The organism is Mycobacterium spongiae, assembly GCF_018278905.1.
Taxonomy (GTDB): Bacteria; Actinomycetota; Actinomycetes; order Mycobacteriales; family Mycobacteriaceae; genus Mycobacterium; species Mycobacterium spongiae.
Genome location: NZ_CP046600.1, coordinates 1,177,734 through 1,197,491 on the forward strand (window position 1 = coordinate 1,177,734; position 19,758 = coordinate 1,197,491).

Annotated in this window: 15 protein-coding genes; 9 read left to right on the forward strand and 6 right to left on the reverse strand. The window is 64.1% G+C overall.

Translation table 11 applies throughout. From position 1 onward, the window contains the following. Positions 1-4 precede the first annotated feature (4 nt). Positions 5-1,132, forward strand: coding sequence for a GuaB3 family IMP dehydrogenase-related protein (locus F6B93_RS04835; RefSeq protein WP_211698074.1), 1,128 nt, complete (start codon positions 5-7; stop codon positions 1,130-1,132). 75 nt (positions 1,133-1,207) lie between these two features. After that, positions 1,208-2,944: a GMC oxidoreductase gene (locus F6B93_RS04840; RefSeq protein WP_211698075.1), complete on the forward strand. Its 1,737-nt coding sequence runs from the start codon at positions 1,208-1,210 to the stop codon at positions 2,942-2,944. A 46-nt stretch (positions 2,945-2,990) separates the two neighbouring features. Here F6B93_RS04840 and F6B93_RS04845 read toward each other — a convergent pair whose 3' ends face one another. Next, positions 2,991-3,878 (reverse strand): TauD/TfdA dioxygenase family protein, encoded by an 888-nt coding sequence (locus tag F6B93_RS04845; protein WP_211698076.1) that lies wholly within the window; start codon positions 3,876-3,878, stop codon positions 2,991-2,993. 63 nt (positions 3,879-3,941) lie between these two features. On the opposite strand from F6B93_RS04845, the gene F6B93_RS04850 reads away from it, so the two are divergent. Further along, positions 3,942-4,508 (forward strand): TetR/AcrR family transcriptional regulator, encoded by a 567-nt coding sequence (locus F6B93_RS04850; protein ID WP_211698077.1) that lies wholly within the window; start codon positions 3,942-3,944, stop codon positions 4,506-4,508. On the opposite strand, the gene F6B93_RS04855 is transcribed toward F6B93_RS04850, so the two are convergent. From F6B93_RS04855 to F6B93_RS04865, 3 genes are all read right to left on the reverse strand, one after another. Then, positions 4,502-6,868 carry a glycoside hydrolase family 65 protein gene (locus F6B93_RS04855; protein ID WP_211698078.1) on the reverse strand — a complete coding sequence of 789 codons (2,367 nt, stop codon included), beginning with the start codon at positions 6,866-6,868 and terminating at the stop codon, positions 4,502-4,504. The genes F6B93_RS04850 and F6B93_RS04855 overlap by 7 nt on opposite strands. A gap of 52 nt (positions 6,869-6,920) precedes the next feature. Next, the gene (locus tag F6B93_RS04860) at positions 6,921-7,673 is read right to left on the reverse strand and encodes a beta-phosphoglucomutase family hydrolase (protein ID WP_246541001.1); all 753 of its coding nucleotides are present in this window, start codon (positions 7,671-7,673) and stop codon (positions 6,921-6,923) included. A 157-nt stretch (positions 7,674-7,830) separates the two neighbouring features. Beyond that, on the reverse strand, positions 7,831-8,250 hold the full coding sequence (locus F6B93_RS04865; RefSeq protein WP_246541002.1) for a cold-shock protein: 420 nt from the start codon (positions 8,248-8,250) through the stop codon (positions 7,831-7,833). 76 nt (positions 8,251-8,326) lie between these two features. Here F6B93_RS04865 and guaA point away from each other — a divergent pair, with 76 nt between their 5' ends. Further along, on the forward strand, positions 8,327-9,937 hold the full coding sequence (guaA, locus tag F6B93_RS04870) for a glutamine-hydrolyzing GMP synthase (protein ID WP_211698079.1): 1,611 nt from the start codon (positions 8,327-8,329) through the stop codon (positions 9,935-9,937). A 25-nt stretch (positions 9,938-9,962) separates the two neighbouring features. Here guaA and F6B93_RS04875 read toward each other — a convergent pair whose 3' ends face one another. Continuing rightward, the gene (locus F6B93_RS04875; RefSeq protein WP_246541003.1) at positions 9,963-10,526 is read right to left on the reverse strand and encodes a TetR/AcrR family transcriptional regulator; all 564 of its coding nucleotides are present in this window, start codon (positions 10,524-10,526) and stop codon (positions 9,963-9,965) included. A gap of 691 nt (positions 10,527-11,217) precedes the next feature. Between F6B93_RS04875 and F6B93_RS04880 the strand changes: the two genes are divergently transcribed. The 5 genes from F6B93_RS04880 to F6B93_RS04900 all read left to right on the forward strand — a co-directional run bounded on the left by F6B93_RS04880 (position 11,218) and on the right by F6B93_RS04900 (position 18,381). After that, positions 11,218-11,997, forward strand: a complete 780-nt coding sequence (locus tag F6B93_RS04880) for a hypothetical protein (RefSeq protein WP_211698081.1) — start codon at positions 11,218-11,220, stop codon at positions 11,995-11,997. A gap of 333 nt (positions 11,998-12,330) precedes the next feature. Then, positions 12,331-13,167 (forward strand): enolase C-terminal domain-like protein, encoded by an 837-nt coding sequence (locus F6B93_RS04885; RefSeq protein WP_211698082.1) that lies wholly within the window; start codon positions 12,331-12,333, stop codon positions 13,165-13,167. Between the two features lie 10 nt (positions 13,168-13,177). Beyond that, positions 13,178-13,603 carry an MmpS family transport accessory protein gene (locus F6B93_RS04890; RefSeq protein WP_211698083.1) on the forward strand — a complete coding sequence of 142 codons (426 nt, stop codon included), beginning with the start codon at positions 13,178-13,180 and terminating at the stop codon, positions 13,601-13,603. Then, on the forward strand, positions 13,600-16,452 hold the full coding sequence (locus F6B93_RS04895; RefSeq protein WP_425518494.1) for an MMPL/RND family transporter: 2,853 nt from the start codon (positions 13,600-13,602) through the stop codon (positions 16,450-16,452). The genes F6B93_RS04890 and F6B93_RS04895 overlap by 4 nt, the downstream gene beginning before the upstream one ends. A gap of 189 nt (positions 16,453-16,641) precedes the next feature. Beyond that, complete coding sequence (locus F6B93_RS04900; protein ID WP_211698084.1) at positions 16,642-18,381, forward strand: PE family protein; 1,740 nt, start codon at positions 16,642-16,644, stop codon at positions 18,379-18,381. 25 nt (positions 18,382-18,406) lie between these two features. On the opposite strand, the gene F6B93_RS04905 is transcribed toward F6B93_RS04900, so the two are convergent. Next, positions 18,407-19,012 (reverse strand): TetR/AcrR family transcriptional regulator, encoded by a 606-nt coding sequence (locus tag F6B93_RS04905; RefSeq protein WP_211698085.1) that lies wholly within the window; start codon positions 19,010-19,012, stop codon positions 18,407-18,409. Positions 19,013-19,758 lie beyond the last annotated feature (746 nt).

Sequence of the window (19,758 nt, forward strand, 5' to 3'; positions counted from 1 at the left end):
GACCATGATCGAGATCGGCATGGGTCGCGCCGCCCGCAGCACGTACGAACTCAGCGAGGTCAGTATCGTGCCGTCGCGGCGGACCCGCTCGTCGAAGGACGTGTCGACGGCGTGGCAACTCGATGCGTATCGATTCGACATACCCGTGGTAGCGCACCCCACGGATGCCCTCGTCTCTCCGGAGTTCGCAATCGAACTCGGCCGGCTCGGCGGGCTGGCGGTGCTCAACGGCGAAGGGCTCATCGGCCGCCACGCCGATGTGCGGGCGAAGATCGCCCAGCTCGTGGAAGCCGCCGACAAGGAGCCCGAACCGTCAGCGGCGATTCGGCTGCTCCAGGAGCTGCATGCCGCGCCGCTGGACCCCGACCTGCTCGGCGCCGCGGTCGCCAGTATCCGAGAGGCGGGCGTGACCACGGCGGTGCGGGTCAGCCCGCAAAACGCCCAAGCGCTGACGCCGGTGCTCCTTGCCGCCGGTATCGACCTCCTGGTTGTTCAGGGCACGATCGTCTCGGCCGAGCATGTCGCCACCGGTGGTGAACCGCTCAACCTCAAGACCTTCATCTCCGATCTCGACATTCCCGTCGTCGCGGGCGGGGTGCTCGACCACCGCACGGCGCTGCACCTGATGCGCACTGGTGCCGCCGGCGTCATCGTCGGCTACGGCTCGACCCAGGGGGTGACAACCTCGGACGAGGTGCTCGGGATCAGCGTGCCGATGGCCACCGCGATCGCCGATGCTGCGGCCGCCCGCCGCGACTACCTCGACGAGACCGGCGGCCGGTACGTGCATGTGCTGGCCGACGGAGACATCCACACCTCCGGGGAGTTGGCCAAGGCCATCGCCTGCGGCGCCGACGCCGTGGTGCTGGGCACGCCGCTGGCCGAATGTGCCGAGGCGCTCGGTGAAGGCTGGTTCTGGCCGACGGCGGCCGCGCACCCGTCGTTGCCGCGCGGAGCGTTGCTGCAGATTGCTGCTGGCGAGCGACCGCCGATGCAGCAGGTCCTGAACGGCCCGTCCGACGACCCATTCGGCAGCCTCAATCTGGTCGGCGGTCTGCGCCGGTCGATGGCCAAGGCCGGCTACTGCGACCTCAAGGAATTCCAAAAGGTCGGCCTGACCGTCGGGAGCTGATTGCCCCGCGGTCGGCCGCTGCCAGACTTAGGGGCTGACTAGCAGGCTGAATGTAAAGAGGTTCATACTGCAGCGATGAAGCCGCATTATGACGTCCTGATTATCGGTTCGGGTTTCGGGGGCAGCGTCACCGCGCTGCGGCTGACGGAAAAGGGCTACCGGGTCGGCGTGCTGGAGGCCGGCCGGCGGTTCTCCGACGAGGACTTCGCGAAGACATCCTGGGATCTGCGCAAGTTCCTATGGGCACCCAGGCTGGGTTGCTATGGCATCCAACGCATCCACCCGCTGCGCAACGTGATGATCCTGGCCGGGGCCGGAGTCGGTGGTGGGTCGCTGAACTACGCCAATACGTTGTATGTGCCGCCGGAGCCATTCTTCGCTGACCAGCAGTGGTCACACATCACCGACTGGCGCAGCGAGCTGATGCCGCATTACCACCAAGCCCAACGCATGCTGGGCGTGGTGCAGAACCCGACTTTCACCGACGCCGACCGCATCGTCAAGGAAGTCGCCGACGAGATGGGGTTCGGTGACACGTGGGTGCCGACGCCGGTGGGAGTGTTTTTCGGTCCCGACGGCACCAAGACTCCGGGCAAGACGGTGCCCGACCCGTATTTCGGTGGTGCGGGGCCGGCGCGCACCGGCTGCTTGGAGTGTGGCTGCTGCATGACGGGTTGTCGCCACGGCGCGAAGAACACTCTGGTGAAGAACTACCTTGGTCTTGCCGAATCCGCTGGTGCACAGGTTATTCCGATGACGACGGTGAAGGGATTCGAGCAGCGGTCCGATGGGTTGTGGGAGATCCGCACCGTTCGCACCGGTAGTTGGCTGCGCCGCGACCGGCGCACCTTCACCGCTTCCCACGTCGTACTGGCCGCGGGCACCTGGGGAACCCAGCATCTCCTGTTCAAGATGCGCGACCGCGATAGGCTGCCGCGGTTGTCGAGCCGCCTGGGCGTGTTGACTCGGACCAACTCAGAGTCGATCGTCGGTGCCGCCACCTTGAAAATCCCTACGGACCTTGATCTGACCCACGGGGTCGCGATCACCTCGTCGATTCACCCGACGCCCGACACCCACGTCGAACCTGTCCGCTACGGAAAGGGCTCGAACGCGATGGGGCTGTTGCAGACGCTGATGACCGACGGGTCCGGTCCGGAAGGCACCGATGTGCCGCGGTGGAAGCAACTGCTGCGTCAAGCCGGTGGGCAGCCGCGCCGGATGATCCGAATGCTCAATGCGCGCCAGTGGAGCGAGCGGACGGTGATTGCGCTGGTGATGCAGCATCTGGACAACTCGATCACCACGTTCACCAACCGGGGAAAGCTGGGGATCCGCTGGTACTCCAGCAAGCAAGGACATGGGGAGCCGAACCCGACGTGGATTCCCATCGGCAACCAGGTCACCCGCCGCATTGCCGCCAAGATCGACGGCGTTGCGGGCGGTACCTGGGGTGAGCTGTTCAACATCCCGTTGACCGCACACTTTCTTGGCGGCGCTGTGATCGGCGACGACCCCGAGCACGGAGTCATCGACCCTTATCACCGGGTCTACGGCTATCCGACGCTGTCGGTGGTCGACGGGGCGGCGATCTCGGCGAACTTGGGCGTTAACCCGTCGCTGTCGATCGCCGCCCAAGCCGAGCGGGCCGCGTCGCTCTGGCCGAACAAGGGCAAGAGCGATCAGCGGCCGCGGCAAGGGGAGGCCTACCGCCGGCTGGACCCGATCGAGCCCGAGCACCCGGTGGTGCCCGCGGACGCGCCGGGAGCGCTGCGATGGCTGCCGATCGATCCGGTCAGCCACGCAGGGTGACACCGGTCGGTCCGCGCTGGGTCAGCTAGGCCCCCCAGGCCCACCGTTAGCCAGCCAGGGCCAGCGGCGCCCCGCTGACCACCCGGCTGCTCTGCCCGTGGATGTTGACGGGCACATCGCCCATCAAGGTGACCCGATGCATGAGCCGATACTGGTCGTCGTAGTCGTCGATCGCCCGGTGCTGGGTTGCCCGGTTGTCCCAGATGGCGACGTCACCCGGCTCCCAGTTCCAACGGATGGTGTTCTCGGGCACAGTGATTCGCTGCTGCAGTAGGTCGAACAGCACACTGAACTCGCGGCTGTCCAGACCGACGAATCCGCGTACGAAGTTTCCTAAGACCAAGGTGCGCTCACCGGTCTCCGGATGTACCCGCACGACCGGGTGTTCGGTCCGGAAGTCGGGCTTCTCGAACGACTCCAGGAGTGCCTTTTGCCCGTCGGTCAGGGCCTCTTCAGCGATGTAGTCGAAGCGGTTGCTGTGCAGTCCCCAGAGGTTTTCGACGAGGCACTTGAGCGATTCGGGCAGCTCGGAATAGGCAGTCGCGGTATTGGCCCACAGTGTCGAGCCACCGTAAGCGGGCAAAGTGACGGCTCGCAGGACTGACGCCGACGGGTAGTTCGCGGCGAACGTGACGTCGGTGTGCCAGCGGGTGGCTTTGCCGAACTCCGAGTTGATCGGCGTGATGACCGGCGCGTCCTTGAGGGCTAATACTGCGGCCGGGTGGGCGACTGGCGTGCCCAGCAAGCCGGCGAACGCGAGCTGCTCGTCGTCATTGAGATGGTTCTGGTCACGGAAGAAGATCACCTTGTGGGCCAGTAGCGCGGCCCGGATTTCGCCGATCGTGCCGGCGTCAAGGTTCTCGCCGAGGCGCACCCCGTCGATCTGGGCGCCGATGCGGCTGCCCAGCTTCTTTATGGCAATCGAGTCAGTCATTGGTGGGTCCTTCAGGAAGAAGCGTGACTGTAGTCAGTTGACTACATCCGCTACTGTAGTCGAATGACTGCGCGTTCCGCAACCGATCGCGGGAAGATCCCCTCTGGCCGGGAAGAGGTGGCTGCCGCGGTTCTGGAAGCGGCCGCCGATCTTTTTGCCGATCGCGGTCCGGCCGCTACCTCGATCCGTGATATTGCTGCGCGATCCAAGGTCAACCATGGATTGGTATTTCGTCACTTCGGCACGAAAGAGCAGCTGGTCGGGGCGGTGTTAGATCATCTGGGCGCGGATCTGGCGGGACTGCTGCATTTCGGAGCGTCCGACGAGGTCGTCGACCGGGCGCTCGACCGGCAGATGCGCGTTTGGGCACGCACATTGCTTGACGGGTATTCGGCCGAGCAGCTGCAGACGCGTTTCCCTAATGCCGACGAAATGATCGACCATGTGCGTGCTCGTCATGACAACGACGCCAGCGCGCGGCTGGCTGTCGCGAACGCGATCGCGTTACAACTCGGGTGGCGGCTTTTCGCACCCATGCTGCGCGCGGCGACGGGCATTGACGAGCTGCCGGAAGCTGAACTGCGCGAGGCGGTCTTAGCCGAATTGACGCGGATCCTCGAACCTCACTGACTCCTGCTCATCGCCCGCCGATGTACTGGCTCACGGCCTCGCGGCTGCGGCGGCGGCGGAAGTAGCGGCTTATGGACGTGTATGGCGATGGTCGATGGCGAACGTGTGTTCAGCACGAGGTCTTTCCCGGCATGGCGGATCGTCAGCTCGGTACCGGGCCCGTCGCGCAGGGTGAAGGTGACGTCGGAGTGATTGGCGTCTACGGTGAGCCGGAAACCGCGCCACCGCAGCCGGAACCGCAGCCGCGAGATTCCGTCGGGCAGCTGGGGATCGATAGACAAGATGCCCTCGTCGTCCCGCAGGCCGCCGAAGCCCCCGACCAGGGCTGTCCACGCTCCGGCCAGTGAGGCCATGTGCAAGCCGTCGCGGGTATTGCGGTGTAGGTCGCGCAAGTCGATCAGCGCTGCCTCGTAAGCGTAGTCGTGAGCCAGCTCGAGATGGCCGACCTCGGCGCACATGACGGCCTGAGTGCAGGCCGACAGGGAGGAGTCGCGCACCATACGCCGCTCGTAGTAGTCGACGTTGCGCGCTTTTTGGTCGGGCGTGAATGCGTGACTCTGCCATTGCATCGCCAGCACCAGGTCGGCCTGCTTGATCACCTGTGTGGGGTAGAGCCGCACGTAAGCCTCGTGCAGCAGCAGCGGGTAGGTCGTTTCCGCATCGAAATCCCACTCCGCAAAAGTGGTGAACCCTTCGCACTGCTGATGAACGCCGAGCTCCTCGTCGTAGGGAATCTTGGTTGCGTCGGCCGCGTCGCGCCAAGCCGCCATCTCCTCGGTCGTGACACCCATCGCTTCGGCTGCTTCGGGGTGACGCAGGCAGGCATCGGCGGCGGTGATCAGGTTGTGTGCCGCCATCAGATTCGTGAACACATTGTCGCGGACAATTGCCGTGTACTCATCGGGACCGGTGACCCCGTCGAGGTGCCAGACCCCATGGCGATCGTGATGCCCGAGCGACAGCCACAGCCGGGCGGTCTCGATCAGCACCGTGAGGCCGCAGTCTTCCTCGAGCGAGTGGTCGCCGGTGACCGTGCGGTACCGCTCGAACGCCATGGCGATGTCGGCGTTGATGTGCCAGGCTGCCGTGCCGGCTGGCCAGTAGGCCGAGCACTCCTGTCCGCGGATGGTGCGCCAGGGAAAGGCGGCACCTTTGAGACCGAGCTCGGCGGCGCGCTCGCGGGCGAGATCCAACGTCGAGGCGCGCCAACGCAGCGCGTCGGCGACCGCGTGTGGGGCGGTGTAGGTGAGCACCGGAAGCACGAAACCTTCGGTGTCCCAGAAGGCGTGGCCATCGTAGCCCGTCCCGGTGAGCCCCTTGCTGGCAATCGCACGGCGTTCGGCGCGGGCACTGGCCTGCAACAAGTGAAACAACCCGAACCGCACTGCCTGCTGACACTCCGGATCACCCTCGACCTCGACGTCCGCGCTCTCCCAGAAGTCGTCGAGGTAGGCCCGTTGCGACTCCAGCAGACCCTGCCACCCGCTGTAGCGGGCGCCGTGCAGCGCGCCCGCGGCCTGGTCACGCAGCGCCGGGCGGGAGCGCAGGCTCGACCAGCCATACGCGAGATACTTGACGATGCGCAGCTTCTGACCCGGACGCAGTCCGCAGATCACGGTGGTCCGGGCTAGGTCGGGACGTGCATCGGTGGTGATTTCGACGCGCCCGGGCACCTCGACCTCGTGGTCCATCCCGGCGGCCATCATCAGCGCGCTACTGCGGGTTCGGTGCATCAGCAGTGCACCGCGGTCGGTGTTCTCGTGGTCAACGGCCTCTAGCGGCTTGTCCAGGATGGCCGACACCCGGGGGTCGGCCGAGGTCTGCGGTTGGTCCTCGTTGGTGACGAGCTCGGACTGCACGGTCACACGAACGAATTCGTCGATGGCTTCGACCACGTACTCGAAGGCCGCGACGCTGCGATGGGCCAGCGATACCAGGCGGGTCGAGACGATCTTGACTTGCTTGCCGGCCGGTGAGCTCCAGTGCGCACGCCGGGTCAGCGTTCCGGCGCGCAGGTCGAGAACCCGTTCGTGGGAAAACAATGTGCCGTACCGGACATCGAATGGTTCGTCTCCGACCAAGAGCCGAAAGATCTTGCCGTTGGTGACGTCGACGATCGTCTGGCCGGCCTCCGGGTAGCCATATCCAGCCTCGGCGTACGGTAGCGGCCGGATTTCGAAGAACGAATTCAGGTAGGTTCCGGGCAAGCCGTAGGGTTCGCCCTCGTCGAGGTTGCCGCGCAACCCGATGTGCCCGTTGGATAGCGCGAACAGCGATTCCGATTGCGCCAGCAGGTTCAGGTCGAGCCGGGTCTCACGGATTTGCCACGGTTCGACGGGGAATGCTTCCTCAGTGATCATGAATTTTCCTCGTGATCATGACTTTTCCTTGTGATCGTGATTTTCCTGGTGGTCATGATCGAAGCAGTTCGGCGAGATCCGTTACCACCACGTCGGCGCCGTTGCGGCGCAACTGTTCGGCCTGGCCCACTCGGTCGACACCTACCACGAACCCGAAGTTACCGGCACGGCCGGCCTGTACGCCCGAGAGGGCGTCCTCGAACACGGCCGCCGAATCCGGATCGACCTCGAGCAGCTGCGCTGCGCGCAAGTAGGAGTCGGGCGCGGGCTTGCCCGCGATGTGCTCCTCGCGCAGCGTGACCCCGTCAACCCGGTGCTGCACGAACCGTTCGAGGCCCGTGGTCGCGAGCACCACGCGGGTGTTGGCGCTCGAAGACACCACGGCCACACCGAGACCCGCGGCTGAGACCGCCTCCAGGTAGCGGCGCGACCCATCGAACACCTTGGCCCCGTCCGCAACCAGAAGCTTGCCGAACATGTCGTTCTTCTGCTTGCCCAGGCCGTAGACCGTCTCGACGCCGCCGGGGTCGTCCGGGGAGCCGTCGGGAATGTCGATTCCCCGGCTGCTCAGAAACGACCGGACCCCGTCTTCGCGCTTCTTGCCGTCCACATATTGCTGATAGTCCGCAGCTGCGTCGAACGGGACGAATCTTTGGCCCGTGCGCTGGGCACGTTCCGAGAGATAGCCGTCGAACATGGCCTTCCAGGCCTTGGTATGCAGACTCGCGGTATCGGTAAGCACGCCGTCGAGGTCGAACAGACAAGCACTTACCTTCTCTGGCAGACCCAGCACGGTGGACCTCACTCCGGGAAACTTTACTTCCTGACGTAGTTGGGCGGTACCACTTCACCATGCCCGCTGGGCATCCGCGGCGATTTGGCGCACAACAGCACCGTGTCGTCGTCGCAGGCTTTCGATTGCACGGCGTCGCGCTTCGGCTGCCAGCGGACTTGCCAGAAAACTATGAATCAACCAAACCGTGTTTGCGGGCTAGCTCCTCAAAATTGCTTCGGATAGCAAGAATTTGCTGGGAAGTCAGCGGTGGCGTAATTTTCAATAGCCTTTCGGTGACCACATGGGCAAATTCTTCGGTCGAAAACACATCGAAATATTCGTCATTCGGGGACCCCGCGTCAGTGGCGAGGGTATTCGAGGTGCGTGCCGGCTGCGTGTCGGTTGATAGGCGGACTTCCGTGGCGAACTTGCCGCGATCACCCTCTTCGACGCCGAAGGAGACCCTAGCGCCTCGCGTCGCCTGTCGCTTTTCCATTTCCAGATCATTGGCGTGGAGAAAGACGTCGTCCCCGCCCATATCGGGGGTAATAAAACCATAACCGCGTACTTCGTCGAAACGAACGATCTTTCCCGTGGCTCGTGTCACGTTGATACTCCTAATTTCAGCGATTAACGGCATCGTACCCATCGGCCAGCTGTTCCTCGACGCCGCCACTCCTGTGATGCGATCGGCGGCGCACCGAAACCACGTAGTGGCGGGGCCACTACACTCAGTGCCCGTGACATCAGCGTCGCCGCGCCCCGTGTTGGTCGTTGACTTCGGCGCGCAGTATGCGCAGTTGATCGCCCGCAGGATCCGGGAGGCCCGGGTGTTCTCCGAGGTCGTCCCCCACACCGTCGCGATCGATGAGATCAAGGCCCGCGATCCGCTGGCGCTGGTGCTGTCGGGTGGACCGGCCAGCGTCTACGCCGACGGAGCTCCCAGACTCGATCCCGCGCTGTTCGACCTTGGTCTGCCCGTATTAGGTATTTGTTACGGGTTCCAGGTCATGGCGCAGGCGCTTGGCGGGACAGTTGCCCATACCGGCACCAGCGAGTACGGCCGGACCGAACTGAAAGTCGTTGGTGGCGAGTTGCATTCTGGCCTGCCCGACGTCCAGCCGGTGTGGATGAGTCATGGTGATGCCGTGACGGCCGCGCCGGAGGGATTCCACGTGGTGGCCAGCACTGCGGGTGCCCCGGTAGCAGCTTTCGAGGCGGCCGATCGACGTTTGGCCGGGGTTCAATATCACCCCGAGGTGATGCACACGCCGCACGGACAACAGGTGCTCGGCCGGTTTCTGCACGACTTTGCCGGGCTCGGCGCCCAGTGGACGGCTGCCAACATCGCCAACGCGCTGATCGAAGAGGTGCGCGCCCAGATCGGCGACGGCCACGCGATCTGCGGACTGTCCGGCGGGGTGGATTCGGCGGTGGCCGCAGCCCTGGTGCAGCGCGCCATTGGCGACCGGTTGACCTGTGTCTTCGTCGACCACGGCCTGTTAAGAGCAGGTGAGCGAACCCAAGTGCAACGCGATTTCGTAGCCGCCACCGGTGCCAATCTCGTCACCGTCGATGCGGCAGAGACCTTCCTTGCGGCGCTGGCGGGGGTGAGCAATCCCGAGGGCAAGCGCAAGATCATCGGCCGCCAGTTCATTCGCGCGTTCGAAAGCGCAGTGCGGGATGTACTGGGCAACAACACCATTGAGTTCCTGGTCCAGGGCACGCTGTATCCGGACGTGGTGGAGTCCGGCGGTGGCAGCGGCACCGCAAACATCAAGAGTCACCACAATGTCGGCGGCCTACCCGACGACCTGAAGTTCACCCTTGTCGAGCCGCTGCGGCTGCTCTTCAAAGACGAAGTCCGAGCGGTCGGACGTGAGCTGGGTTTGCCAGAGGAAATCGTTGCACGCCAGCCCTTTCCGGGTCCAGGCCTGGGCATCCGGATCGTCGGCGAGGTCACCGCGAAGCGATTGGAGACACTGCGGCACGCGGACTCGATAGCGCGCGAGGAGCTGACCGCGGCGGGCCTGGACCATCAGATCTGGCAGTGCCCGGTGGTACTGCTGGCCGACATCCGCTCGGTCGGGGTGCAGGGCGACAACCGGACCTACGGCCACCCGATCGTACTGCGTCCGGTATCGAGCGAGGATGCCATGACCGCCGACTGGACCCGGGTTCCCTACGAGGTGCTCGAGCGCATCTCCACCCGAATTACCAATGAGGTCGCCGAGGTCAACCGCGTAGCGTTGGACATCACCAGCAAACCGCCGGGCACTATCGAGTGGGAGTAGGCCGCCGCGCCTTTCTCCTACCCGGCTAGTGGATTCCGGGCAGCTCCCCGGTGAAGTAGCGTTGCAGGCTAGGTGCAATCGTCTGTGCGACTTGTTCGGCCGGTAGCGAGGCGAAGGGCTCGATCTTGACGATGTAGCGAGCCATCACCACACCCAACATTTGTGCCACCACGAACTCGGCGCGGATCACGGCCGTCCCCGGCGGGCTGTCGACTCGAGAACCCACCCCGGCGGTGACCATTTCCTGAAGGAAGGAGCGCGTCAAACTCACATCGCCTCCTCCGGCAATCAGCGACCGTAGTGTTGCGATCCACGCGGCGCCGCGTTCGGAATCCCAGATGTCGAGCAACAGCAACGGTAGTCGCAAGCCGAGCTCGTCGATGTGCGCTTGGCGCATTGGGATGAGTATTTCCATGGGGTCGATGGGAATATGAATTGCGGCCGCGACCAGCTGCTGCTTGGTTCCGAAGTAGTGATGGACCAGCGCGGCATTGACCTCCGCTGTCCGGGCCACTGCCCGCATCGACGTTTTGTCAATACCGTTGCATGCGAACAATTCCCGAGCGCTGGCCAGAATACGCTCGCGCATATTGGACTTGCTGCCGGGTGGTCGTCCGGGTCGTCTGCGTTTGTTGGTGGTCAAGGTGATGCCGCGTCCATCACGGTTGCTGCCGGAAGTGTCATCCGGCTTGGCGCGCTGTGGTGCGTTTCGATAGTCGACAGAAACGTTTCCTCCACTCAGCGACGAGATACTCATAGGCCGACTTACCACCTCAGAAGAGAAGAAGGAGAAGAGAACGATAAGAATTCTTATTGTCGCGACATTATTGCCCCGATGCACGGTTCCGCAGCGTGTTCCCAGCAAGCTGACATCCGGTGTTCAGCCGAGCCCTCGCTGCACTACAGCAACCCGCCAACCGCTCGGTTGCGTGACCGATGATCGGACCGGGGCGCGTAGCTCCAGATGGACCCTAGTATCGTTGATATTCAACGTTATTCAACGCCGCTCAGCGGCCTAGGCGGCGCTTGGTTTCTGCGTGCAGTGACCATCAAAACTTAGTGTTGTTGATATTCAACGTAATTCAACGCTGTTCAGCGATATTGCGCACGATTACTCCCTTGTCGAAATGAGATTTCACCGGTTAGGGTAATTCCGTCGACGCCAAGCAATTTCCAAGCAGACCGGTCTGGTGAAACCCGCGGTTGAGGCGTATTAGGCCGTCTGTCAACGATATCGGGACATTCAGCAGCGCCTCAACTTTGACGTTCAGGAGATTCTTGTGCTGAGAACAATCATTCGTACCGCGATCTCGATCCGCCGCGCCCCTAGCCTGGACGAGGCGACTCGGGAACAGATGTGGGCGCTCTATGCGCCACACCACAACACGGACCGCGCGGAGTTTGATAGACGACTGGCGGTCCTCGATGAGGTCGCACTGTTCTCCCGTCGACGCGATGGGACGCTGATCGGTTTCTGCGGCATCCGGCGCCGCGTGGTGCAGCTCACCGGCGGGCGCCGGGTCGCGGCCTTCTACCTGGGGCTGTGCTACCTGCAGCCCGCGTGGCGGTCGAACGCGATTGTTCAGCGGATGGTGCTGCGCCGCGTGCTCGGCCCGTGGTTATCTCCCAGATTTGACCGGGTCTACTTCTGGAGCGATTGCCTCACTTACCGCCCCTACCTGGCCATGGCGCGCAATCTGCGCGAGTACTACCCGTCACGCACGCGCGCGGATTCCGCCGAGGTACGCGAGGTGATCGCGGCGCTCGGGAGCGCGTACTACGGAGACAGCTTCGACCAGCAACGGGGCACGGTGCGCAAGCGGAGGCCACGCATCAAAGGGCACGAGGCTTTCGTGTCCGCAACCGATCTTCACGATCCCGACATCCGGTTCTACATGGACCGCAACCGTGACTACGACCGCGGCGACGGGATGATCGCGATATGCCCGGTGTCGTTGGCAAACGTCGTGCATTTGCTTGGGCGGCAGCTGCGCAAAGAGATCGTAACGCGGCGTGCGCCGGCTCGGTCGTCGACCGCCACGATGCGCACGAGCGCGTAGCGGCCAACGATGTCGTCAATCTTCTCGCTCGTTCACGCACCGCTCGAGCTCCCGTTCCGCTCGGCCTTTGCGCATGCTAGTGCTCGTCGCAACCTGGGGGCGAGCATCTGGGTCGAGGTCAGGCGTGGTTCCCACACGGGCCTCGGCGAAGGATGCCCGAGGTCGTATGTGACAGGTGAGACCATCGACGGCTGCCGGTCGTGGATCGACCAGCACATTGCCGAGATCACCTGCACCTGCGCAGATCTCGCAGGTCTCCTACGCTGGAGCGCGGCACACGAGGCGGAGATCGACCGTGCCCCCAGCGCGTGGTGCGCGATAGAGTGCGCCCTTTTGGATCTCTTCGCCCGCGAGGATGGCGTCTCGGTCGAGGTGCTCCTGGGGCTCGGCGATCCGCGGCGCACGTATGCGTACACCGGTGTCCTCGGCGATGAATCGCCAGAGCGGTTCACCGCGCTGCTCGAGATGCACCTCGCAGCAGGGTTCTCCGACTACAAGGTCAAGCTCGGCGGGGACCTCGCCGCCGACCGCGCCAAGCTCGACCTCCTACACCGCCGATGCACAGCAACGGGACGCACCCCCCGCGTGCGGCTCGACGCGAACAACCTGTGGCGTGAGCGGCCGCTCGACGCGGGCCCGTACCTCACAGAGCTACGCGCGAAGTTCTTCGCGTTTGAAGAACCGGTCGCCCCCGGCGATGTTGCAACGCTCGCTCGCCTCGCCGTCGAGCTCGACCGCGACGTGATCCTGGACGAGAGCGTTTGCCGCATAGCTGATCTCGAGCACTACACGGAGTTCTCCCGGCCGCCGATCGTGAATGTCAAGGTGTCGAAGGCCGGCGGGATCATGCGCGCACGAGAGATTGTGCGCGCGGCCGCGGGCCGCGGACTTGGGGTCGTAGTAGGGGCTCACGTCGGCGAGACGTCGGTGCTCACCCGGGCCGGAATGCTGCTCGCACAGGCCGCCGGCGACGCGCTGGTGGGGCACGAGGGAGGATATGGTGCCCACCTTCTCACCCACGAGCCAGCCGCACCGTGCCTGACACTTGGGCGAGGCGGCCTGATCGATCTCAGCCACGCACGTGCCGTCCGCCGGCCGGGCCAAAAGCGGACTGCGTCGGGCGGGGCGTGGTCAGCCGGTTGGGGACTCACACTCGCCGAACGGCTATGAGGAGTCGGCGATGGGGTTCTTGAGGCGGGCCTGGATGCCCCTGGTGATTGCCGCTGTCCTCGCGATTGTGGGCTTCGCTGTCCACCGGATCCGCGGTGTTTTCGACTCCGAACCCGTTTCCGTCCCAAGCGCATTCGCCAACGACCCCAAGTCCTTTGACCCGAAAGTGGTGAAGTATGAAGTCTTCGGCCCCCCAGGAGCCGTGGCGGACATCAGCTACCTGGATCTCGATATCCAGCCGCAGCGGGTCAGCGGTGTGGCTCTGCCGTGGGAGCTGACCCTGAGTACCACCGCACCGGCCGCCTTCCCCAAGATCGTCGCACAGGGCAACAGCGACAGCATCGGATGCCGCATCGTCGTCGACGGGGATGTCAAGGATGAGAAGATCTCCACTAGCGTCCACGCCCAGACGTTCTGCCTGGTGAAATCGGCTTGAGGGCGCTGGTGATTCGAGCGCCAACAATAGTGTGCCGGCCTTCTGAAAGTGTTCGTCGGACGTGCATTCCGCGGACGATCCGCCGGCTAGCGGTTCCGATCATCCTCGCCTGGGTAGCCACTATCGCTGCGCTGAGCGTCTTGGTGCCGCCGCTGGAAAAGGTCGGCGCGATGCGGGCGGTGTCGATGAGCCCCCACCAGGCGCCGTCGATGATCGCGATGCGACATATCGGCGATGTGTTCGAGGAATTCAGTTTCGACAGCTCGGTCATGATCGTGCTGGAGGGCCGGCGCGAGCTTGGCGACGACACTCACCGATTTTATGCGCGGCTGGTCGACAAGCTTGAAGCGGACGCCGAACACGTCGAACACGTCCAGGACTTCTGGGGCGACCCGCTGACCGAAGTCGGCGCACAGAGCGCCGACGGTAGGGCCGCTTACGTGCAGGTGTATCTCGTTGGCAATCTGGGTGAAAACAGCGCCAACGACTCAGTGCGGGCAGTGCGGGACATCGTGGCCAGCATCCCCGCGCCGGACGGGGTACAGGCCTATGTGGCCGGGCGGGCCGCGCTTGACACAGATCGCCTCGGTGCGGGCAGCCGCAGCCTGCGGAAGATCGAGGGAGTCACCTTTGTGGTGATTACCGTCATGCTGTTGCTGGTCTACTGGTCGATCGCTACGGCGGTCGTGGTGCTTACCTTCGTCGCGTTGTCGTTGTTCGCCGCCCGCGGAGTCGTGGCGTTCCTTAGCTACCACGAGCTCTTCGGGCTTTCGATTTTCGCGACCAATCTGCTGGTGACCCTGGCGATCGCGGCATCGACGGATTACGCGATATTCCTGGTCGGTCGCTATCAAGAAGCGCGTGGAACCGGCGAGGACTCCGAATCGGCGTTCTTTACGATGTTCAGCGGAACTGCGGGGGTGGTGCTTGGCTCAGGTCTGACGATCGCCGGGGCAACATTCTGCCTGCACTTCACCCGGCTGCCGTACTTCCAGACACTCGCCATTCCGCTGGCCATCGGCATGGTTGTCGTGGTCTTTGTGGCGCTGACCCTGGGTTGCGCGATCGTGACCGTCGCCAGTCGCTTTAGCTTGCTCGAACCTAAGCGGCAGATGCGGATTCGAGGATGGCGAAAGATCGGTGCCGCAGTGGTGCGCTGGCCTGGACCCATCCTGGTCGCGACAACTGTGCTGTCGTTGGTCGGCCTGCTGGCCCTACCCGGATACCGCACCAACTACAACGATCGCAACTACATTCCGGCTGACTTGCCGGCGAACGTGGGGTATGCGGCCGCCGACCGGCACTTTCCGAAAGCCAAGATAAATCCCGAAGCGTTGATGGTTGAAGGCGATCGCGATTTGCGCAATCCGGCTGGCTTTCTGATCATCGAGCGAATCGCCAAAGCCGTATTGCGAGTTGAAGGTATCGCGCAAGTTCAGGCCATCACGCGCCCGCAGGGAATCCCCATCAAACACACCTCTATCCCGTTCCAGATGAGCATGCAAGGCACCACGCAAGTGCTGAACATGCCTTACATGCAGGACCGGATGGACGACATGCTGGTCATCGCCGACGAAATGCAGGAGGCGATAAGCATCATGGAGGTGATGCTCGACTTGTTGGGGCAGCTCACGGATACCACCGACAGCATGACCGCGAAGATGCACAAGACTGTCACCCACGTGGGCGAAGTCCGGGATCGCATCGCCGATTTCGACGACTTCTTCCGGCCGCTGCGCAGCTACTTCTATTGGGAACAACATTGTTACGACATTCCCCTTTGCTGGTCACTGCGCTCGGTATTCGAATCCCTCGATGGCGTCGATACCTTGACCGAGGACATGCAAAGCCTGCTGTCCGAGATCGATCGCCTAGATGCGCTGATGCCGCAGATGCGGGCGCTGCTGCCACCGCTGATCGCGATCATGAAGACCATTCGCCGCCTCTTCTTGACGATGCGATCCAGCATGAAAGGACTGCAGGATCAGGTGGACGCCATGCTGGTCAACGCGACAGCTATGGGGCAGGCTTTTGACAATGCCATGAACGACGACTCGTTCTACCTGCCCCCTGAGGCTTTCGAGAACGAAGAACTCAAGCGTGGCATGGAGATGTTCTTGTCACCGGACGGCCACGCGGTGCGCTTCATCATCTCCCATGAAAACGATCCGATGACCCCGCAGGGCCTTTCGCACATTGACGCGATCACGACCGCCGCGAGGGAAGCCCTCAAATCGACGCCACTGACGGGAGCCAGGATCTCCCTTGCCGGCACCGGATCGGTCTACAGGGACATTTCCTACGGAAATCGCTACGACCTGATGATCGCGGGATTAGCCGCGCTCGGGCTGATTTTCACCGTCATGCTGCTCATGACACGTGCGGTCGTCGCGGCCGTAGTCATCGTCGGCACCGTCGTGTTGTCGTTGGGTACGTCCTTCGGGCTGTCGGTGCTCGTATGGCAGTACATCCTGGGCATTGAGCTGCACTGGTTGGTGCTGGCGATGTCGGTCATCATCCTCTTGGCGGTCGGTGCCGACTACAACTTGCTCTTGGTATCTCGACTCAAGGAGGAGATCCGTGCCGGGCTAAAGACTGGGATGATTCGGGCAATGGGCGGCAGTGGTTCGGTGGTAACCGCGGCGGGTTTGGTGTTCGCTTTCACCATGATGTCGATGGTGGTGAGCGACCTGACTGTGATCGGTCAGGTCGGTACCACCATCGGTCTAGGCTTGCTGTTTGACATGCTCGTGGTCCGCGCGTTCATGACACCGTCGTGCGCGACGTTGCTAGGCCGCTGGTTCTGGTGGCCTCAGATGGACCGTACCCGCTCCCGCGCAGACAACTGACTCGTCGCTGTGGAGTAATCGAGATTGACTGTAGCACAGCAGGACCCACAACGACGAACCGTAATAACCTGGTATAACGGCTAATTCAGCAATAATCATCACACGATTCGTCGAAAACTCTGACACTGTAGGTCGCCGTCATTATCATGGGCGTGTTCGCTCCTCCGAGCGCTATTCATAGGAGTACCAATGTCTTTTGTGATCGCATCGGCTGCTGAGTTGGCGTTGGCGGCCTCCGATTTGGCTCGGATCGGTTCGACGATCGTCGAGGCTAATGCCGCTGCGGCAGCCCTGACGACGGCGCTGCTTCCCGCGGGCGCCGACGAAGTGTCGGCGGCGATTGTCGTGTTGTTCGGGGCGCACGCGAAGGCCTATCAGGCGTGTGGCGCCGACGCCGCTGCGGTTCACGAGCATTTTGTGCACGCGATGACCACCGCTGCGGGTTCATATGTCGCAGCCGAGGCCGCCAATGCTTCGCCGCTGCAGCAGGTACTGAACGTGGTGAACGCGCCCACCCAGATCCTGCTGGGACGCCCGCTGATTGGCAACGGTGCCAACGGGGCGCCGGGAACCGGCCAGCCCGGCGGGGCTGGCGGGATATTGATCGGCAACGGCGGGAACGGCGGCTCCGGTGCCGCCGGCAAGGACGGCGGGAGTGGCGGGGCCGCAGGGTTGTTCGGCAATGGTGGGGCGGGCGGTGCCGGGGCCAACGCCACGCTGTCCGACGCGACTGGGGGCGGTGCTGGCGGCGCCGGCGGACTGCTTTTCGGTACCGGAGGTCCCGGCGGGGCGGGAGGCTTCAGCTCTGCGCTTGCCGGCGGTGCCGGTGGTGCCGGCGGCCCTGGCGGGCTGTTCGGCTCCGGTGGCATCGGCGGCACCGGCGGCTTTGGCGGCGGCTCTGGCGGCGCGGGCGGGGCCGGCGGTCCCAGCGGGCTATTCACCCTGATGGGAGGTGGTGGCGCCGGCGGCGCTGGCGGGTCCGCCACGGGCGCCGGTGCCGTCGGCGGCGCCGGCGGCACCGGCGGGAGCGGCGGGCTTTTCAGCCACGGCGGTGCCGGCGGTGCCGGCGGGCTGGCCATCGGCGGTGCGGCCGGGGGGGCTGGCGGTTCCGGCGGTTCCGGCGGCATCGTCACTGGTGATGGCGGCGTTGGGGGCAGCGGTGGCCAGGGCGGCGGCGGGATGGATGGTGGACCTGGTGGTGCCGGCGGCGCGGGTGGTGTCGGTGGCTGGTTGTTCGGCGCTGGCGGCGCCGGTGGCGAAGGCGGTGCCGGCGGCCTTAGCACCGGAGAGTTCTCGGCCGGCGGCGCTGGCGGTGCTGGGGGTGGTGGCGGTGTTGGCGGGCTGTTCGGCTCCGGTGGCGCTGGTGGGTCTGGTGGAACCGGCGGAATGCCCACCGGGATCGATGCGGGTGTCGGTGCGGGTGGGACGGGTGGGGCTGGCGGCAACGCCGGGATGATCTTCGGTGCCGGCGGTACCGGCGGCACCGGAGGGGACGGCCAAACCAACGGGGCTGGTGGGGCTGGCGGCAACGCCGGCGTCGTCTTCGGTGCCGGCGGAGCCGGCGGGGCGGGCGGAACCGGCATCTCGGGCGGCACCGGGGGAACCGGTGGCACAGGCGGCAACGGCGCCATGCTGTTCGGCAACGCCGGGGCCGGCGGATCGGGTGGTTCCAGTACCGTTGGCTCCGGCGGGACCGGCGGGCAAGGCGGCAACGCCGGGGTCATTGGCAACGGCGGCAACGGCGGCGCGGGGGGAACGAGCTCAGTCGGGATCGGTGCCGGCGGCGCTGGAGGGGCCGGCGGCCACGCTCTGCTGCTTGGCAACGGCGGCAACGGCGGCAACGGGGGGATAGGCACTACGATGGGTGCCGGTGGCGCGGGCGGCACCGGAGGACCGTTGGGCTACAACGGGATCGACGGGTTGCCCTAGCTGAGGCCGGGGTCGGTTTTGGCGGTTAGGGCTGCGACAGCTTCAATAAATCGGCGGCCAGCAGATGGCGCACCGACTCGGCGACGGCGTCGATTTGTCGGTAGCTCTCAACAAAACCGGCGTAGAACGCCATGCCGCACGACACGACCATCAACGTCTCGACCAATAGTGCTGCATCGATATCGGTAGTGAGTTCGCCGTGTTCGATAGCATCGTCGACGGCCCAGGTGAGAAATCTTCGTGCAGTGCGCACGGCATCGTTGCCGGCCGGGTTCAGATCCGGATGCCGTTGTGACTCCATCGCATCCGCTGCCAGGAACGCAGCCGTGGAAGGATTCTGAGAATCAGAATCCGCGGCAACGGTGATCAACGCAGCGATACGCGCTGTCAGGGACGTCTCGCGAAGAGCCCGTTCGATGACCGCCTCGACCACAAGCCTGTTGGTTCGGTCCACCACCTCCCGGTAGAGCGCCCGCTTACTGGAAAAGTAGTAGTCGATCGCCGGCCGCGCCAGATCGGCGCAGTCGGCGATTTCCTGGAATGTCGTCCCGTCGTAGCCGCGTTGGCTGAACACGCGACGAGCAGCCCGCACAATGCTTTTCCGAGTCTCATCCGTCCGTGGTGGCTCCACAGGGGCAGCCGGCTTCTCGTTTGACGAACGGCTGCACGGTTAGAGTGTGCCATCACTGGCGCGCGGGGGCTGGGCTGGCGACACTGAAAACATTGCGGCCAGCCCAACCGACATCGCCAAGAGCCGAGGGTCTGTGCTCTAAATAAGTTGTTGCACAATAGACTTAGGAACTTGCGGGTCGAGTGTCCAAAGCTGATCGGTGCGCCACGCGCCGAGCATCGACAACCCCCGTTGTCTAAGCGTGTTCTGTTCGACAGCCCTCGATACTGTTGAAATTCAACGGTATTCATCGACATCCGCGGCCATCGCCATCTCAATACGGTTGATATTCACCGATATTCACTACTGCTGGCAATACAGCCCGGCGTATCCGCGAAAGGCCAGGATCGATCCGGCGTAACTCGGCCGTCCGGTGGACGCACGGCAGCGGTCCGCGATTGTCCCCGGCCTGCCACAAAGCAATCGAAACCAGCCATAAACCTCTCAAAACGAGCCCTAAAGCCTATTCCAAACCTATTGTTACGGCCGGCCGGGAATTGCCAACGATCCACCCGGCAGCGACCACTTGTAAAGGTTGCGGCCGATTAATTTCCACACCTTCGCTAGCGAATTTCTCATGTTCGAGTGTTTAATTATGGCTCTACCGGTGATGAATTTCGGGGCGCGGTCAGGCGGAAGCAGGCCCCAGCACCGCGGCGTCTACCTGCTACGTTGCCCAGCCAACCGCTCAGGCCAGTCCACGCCGC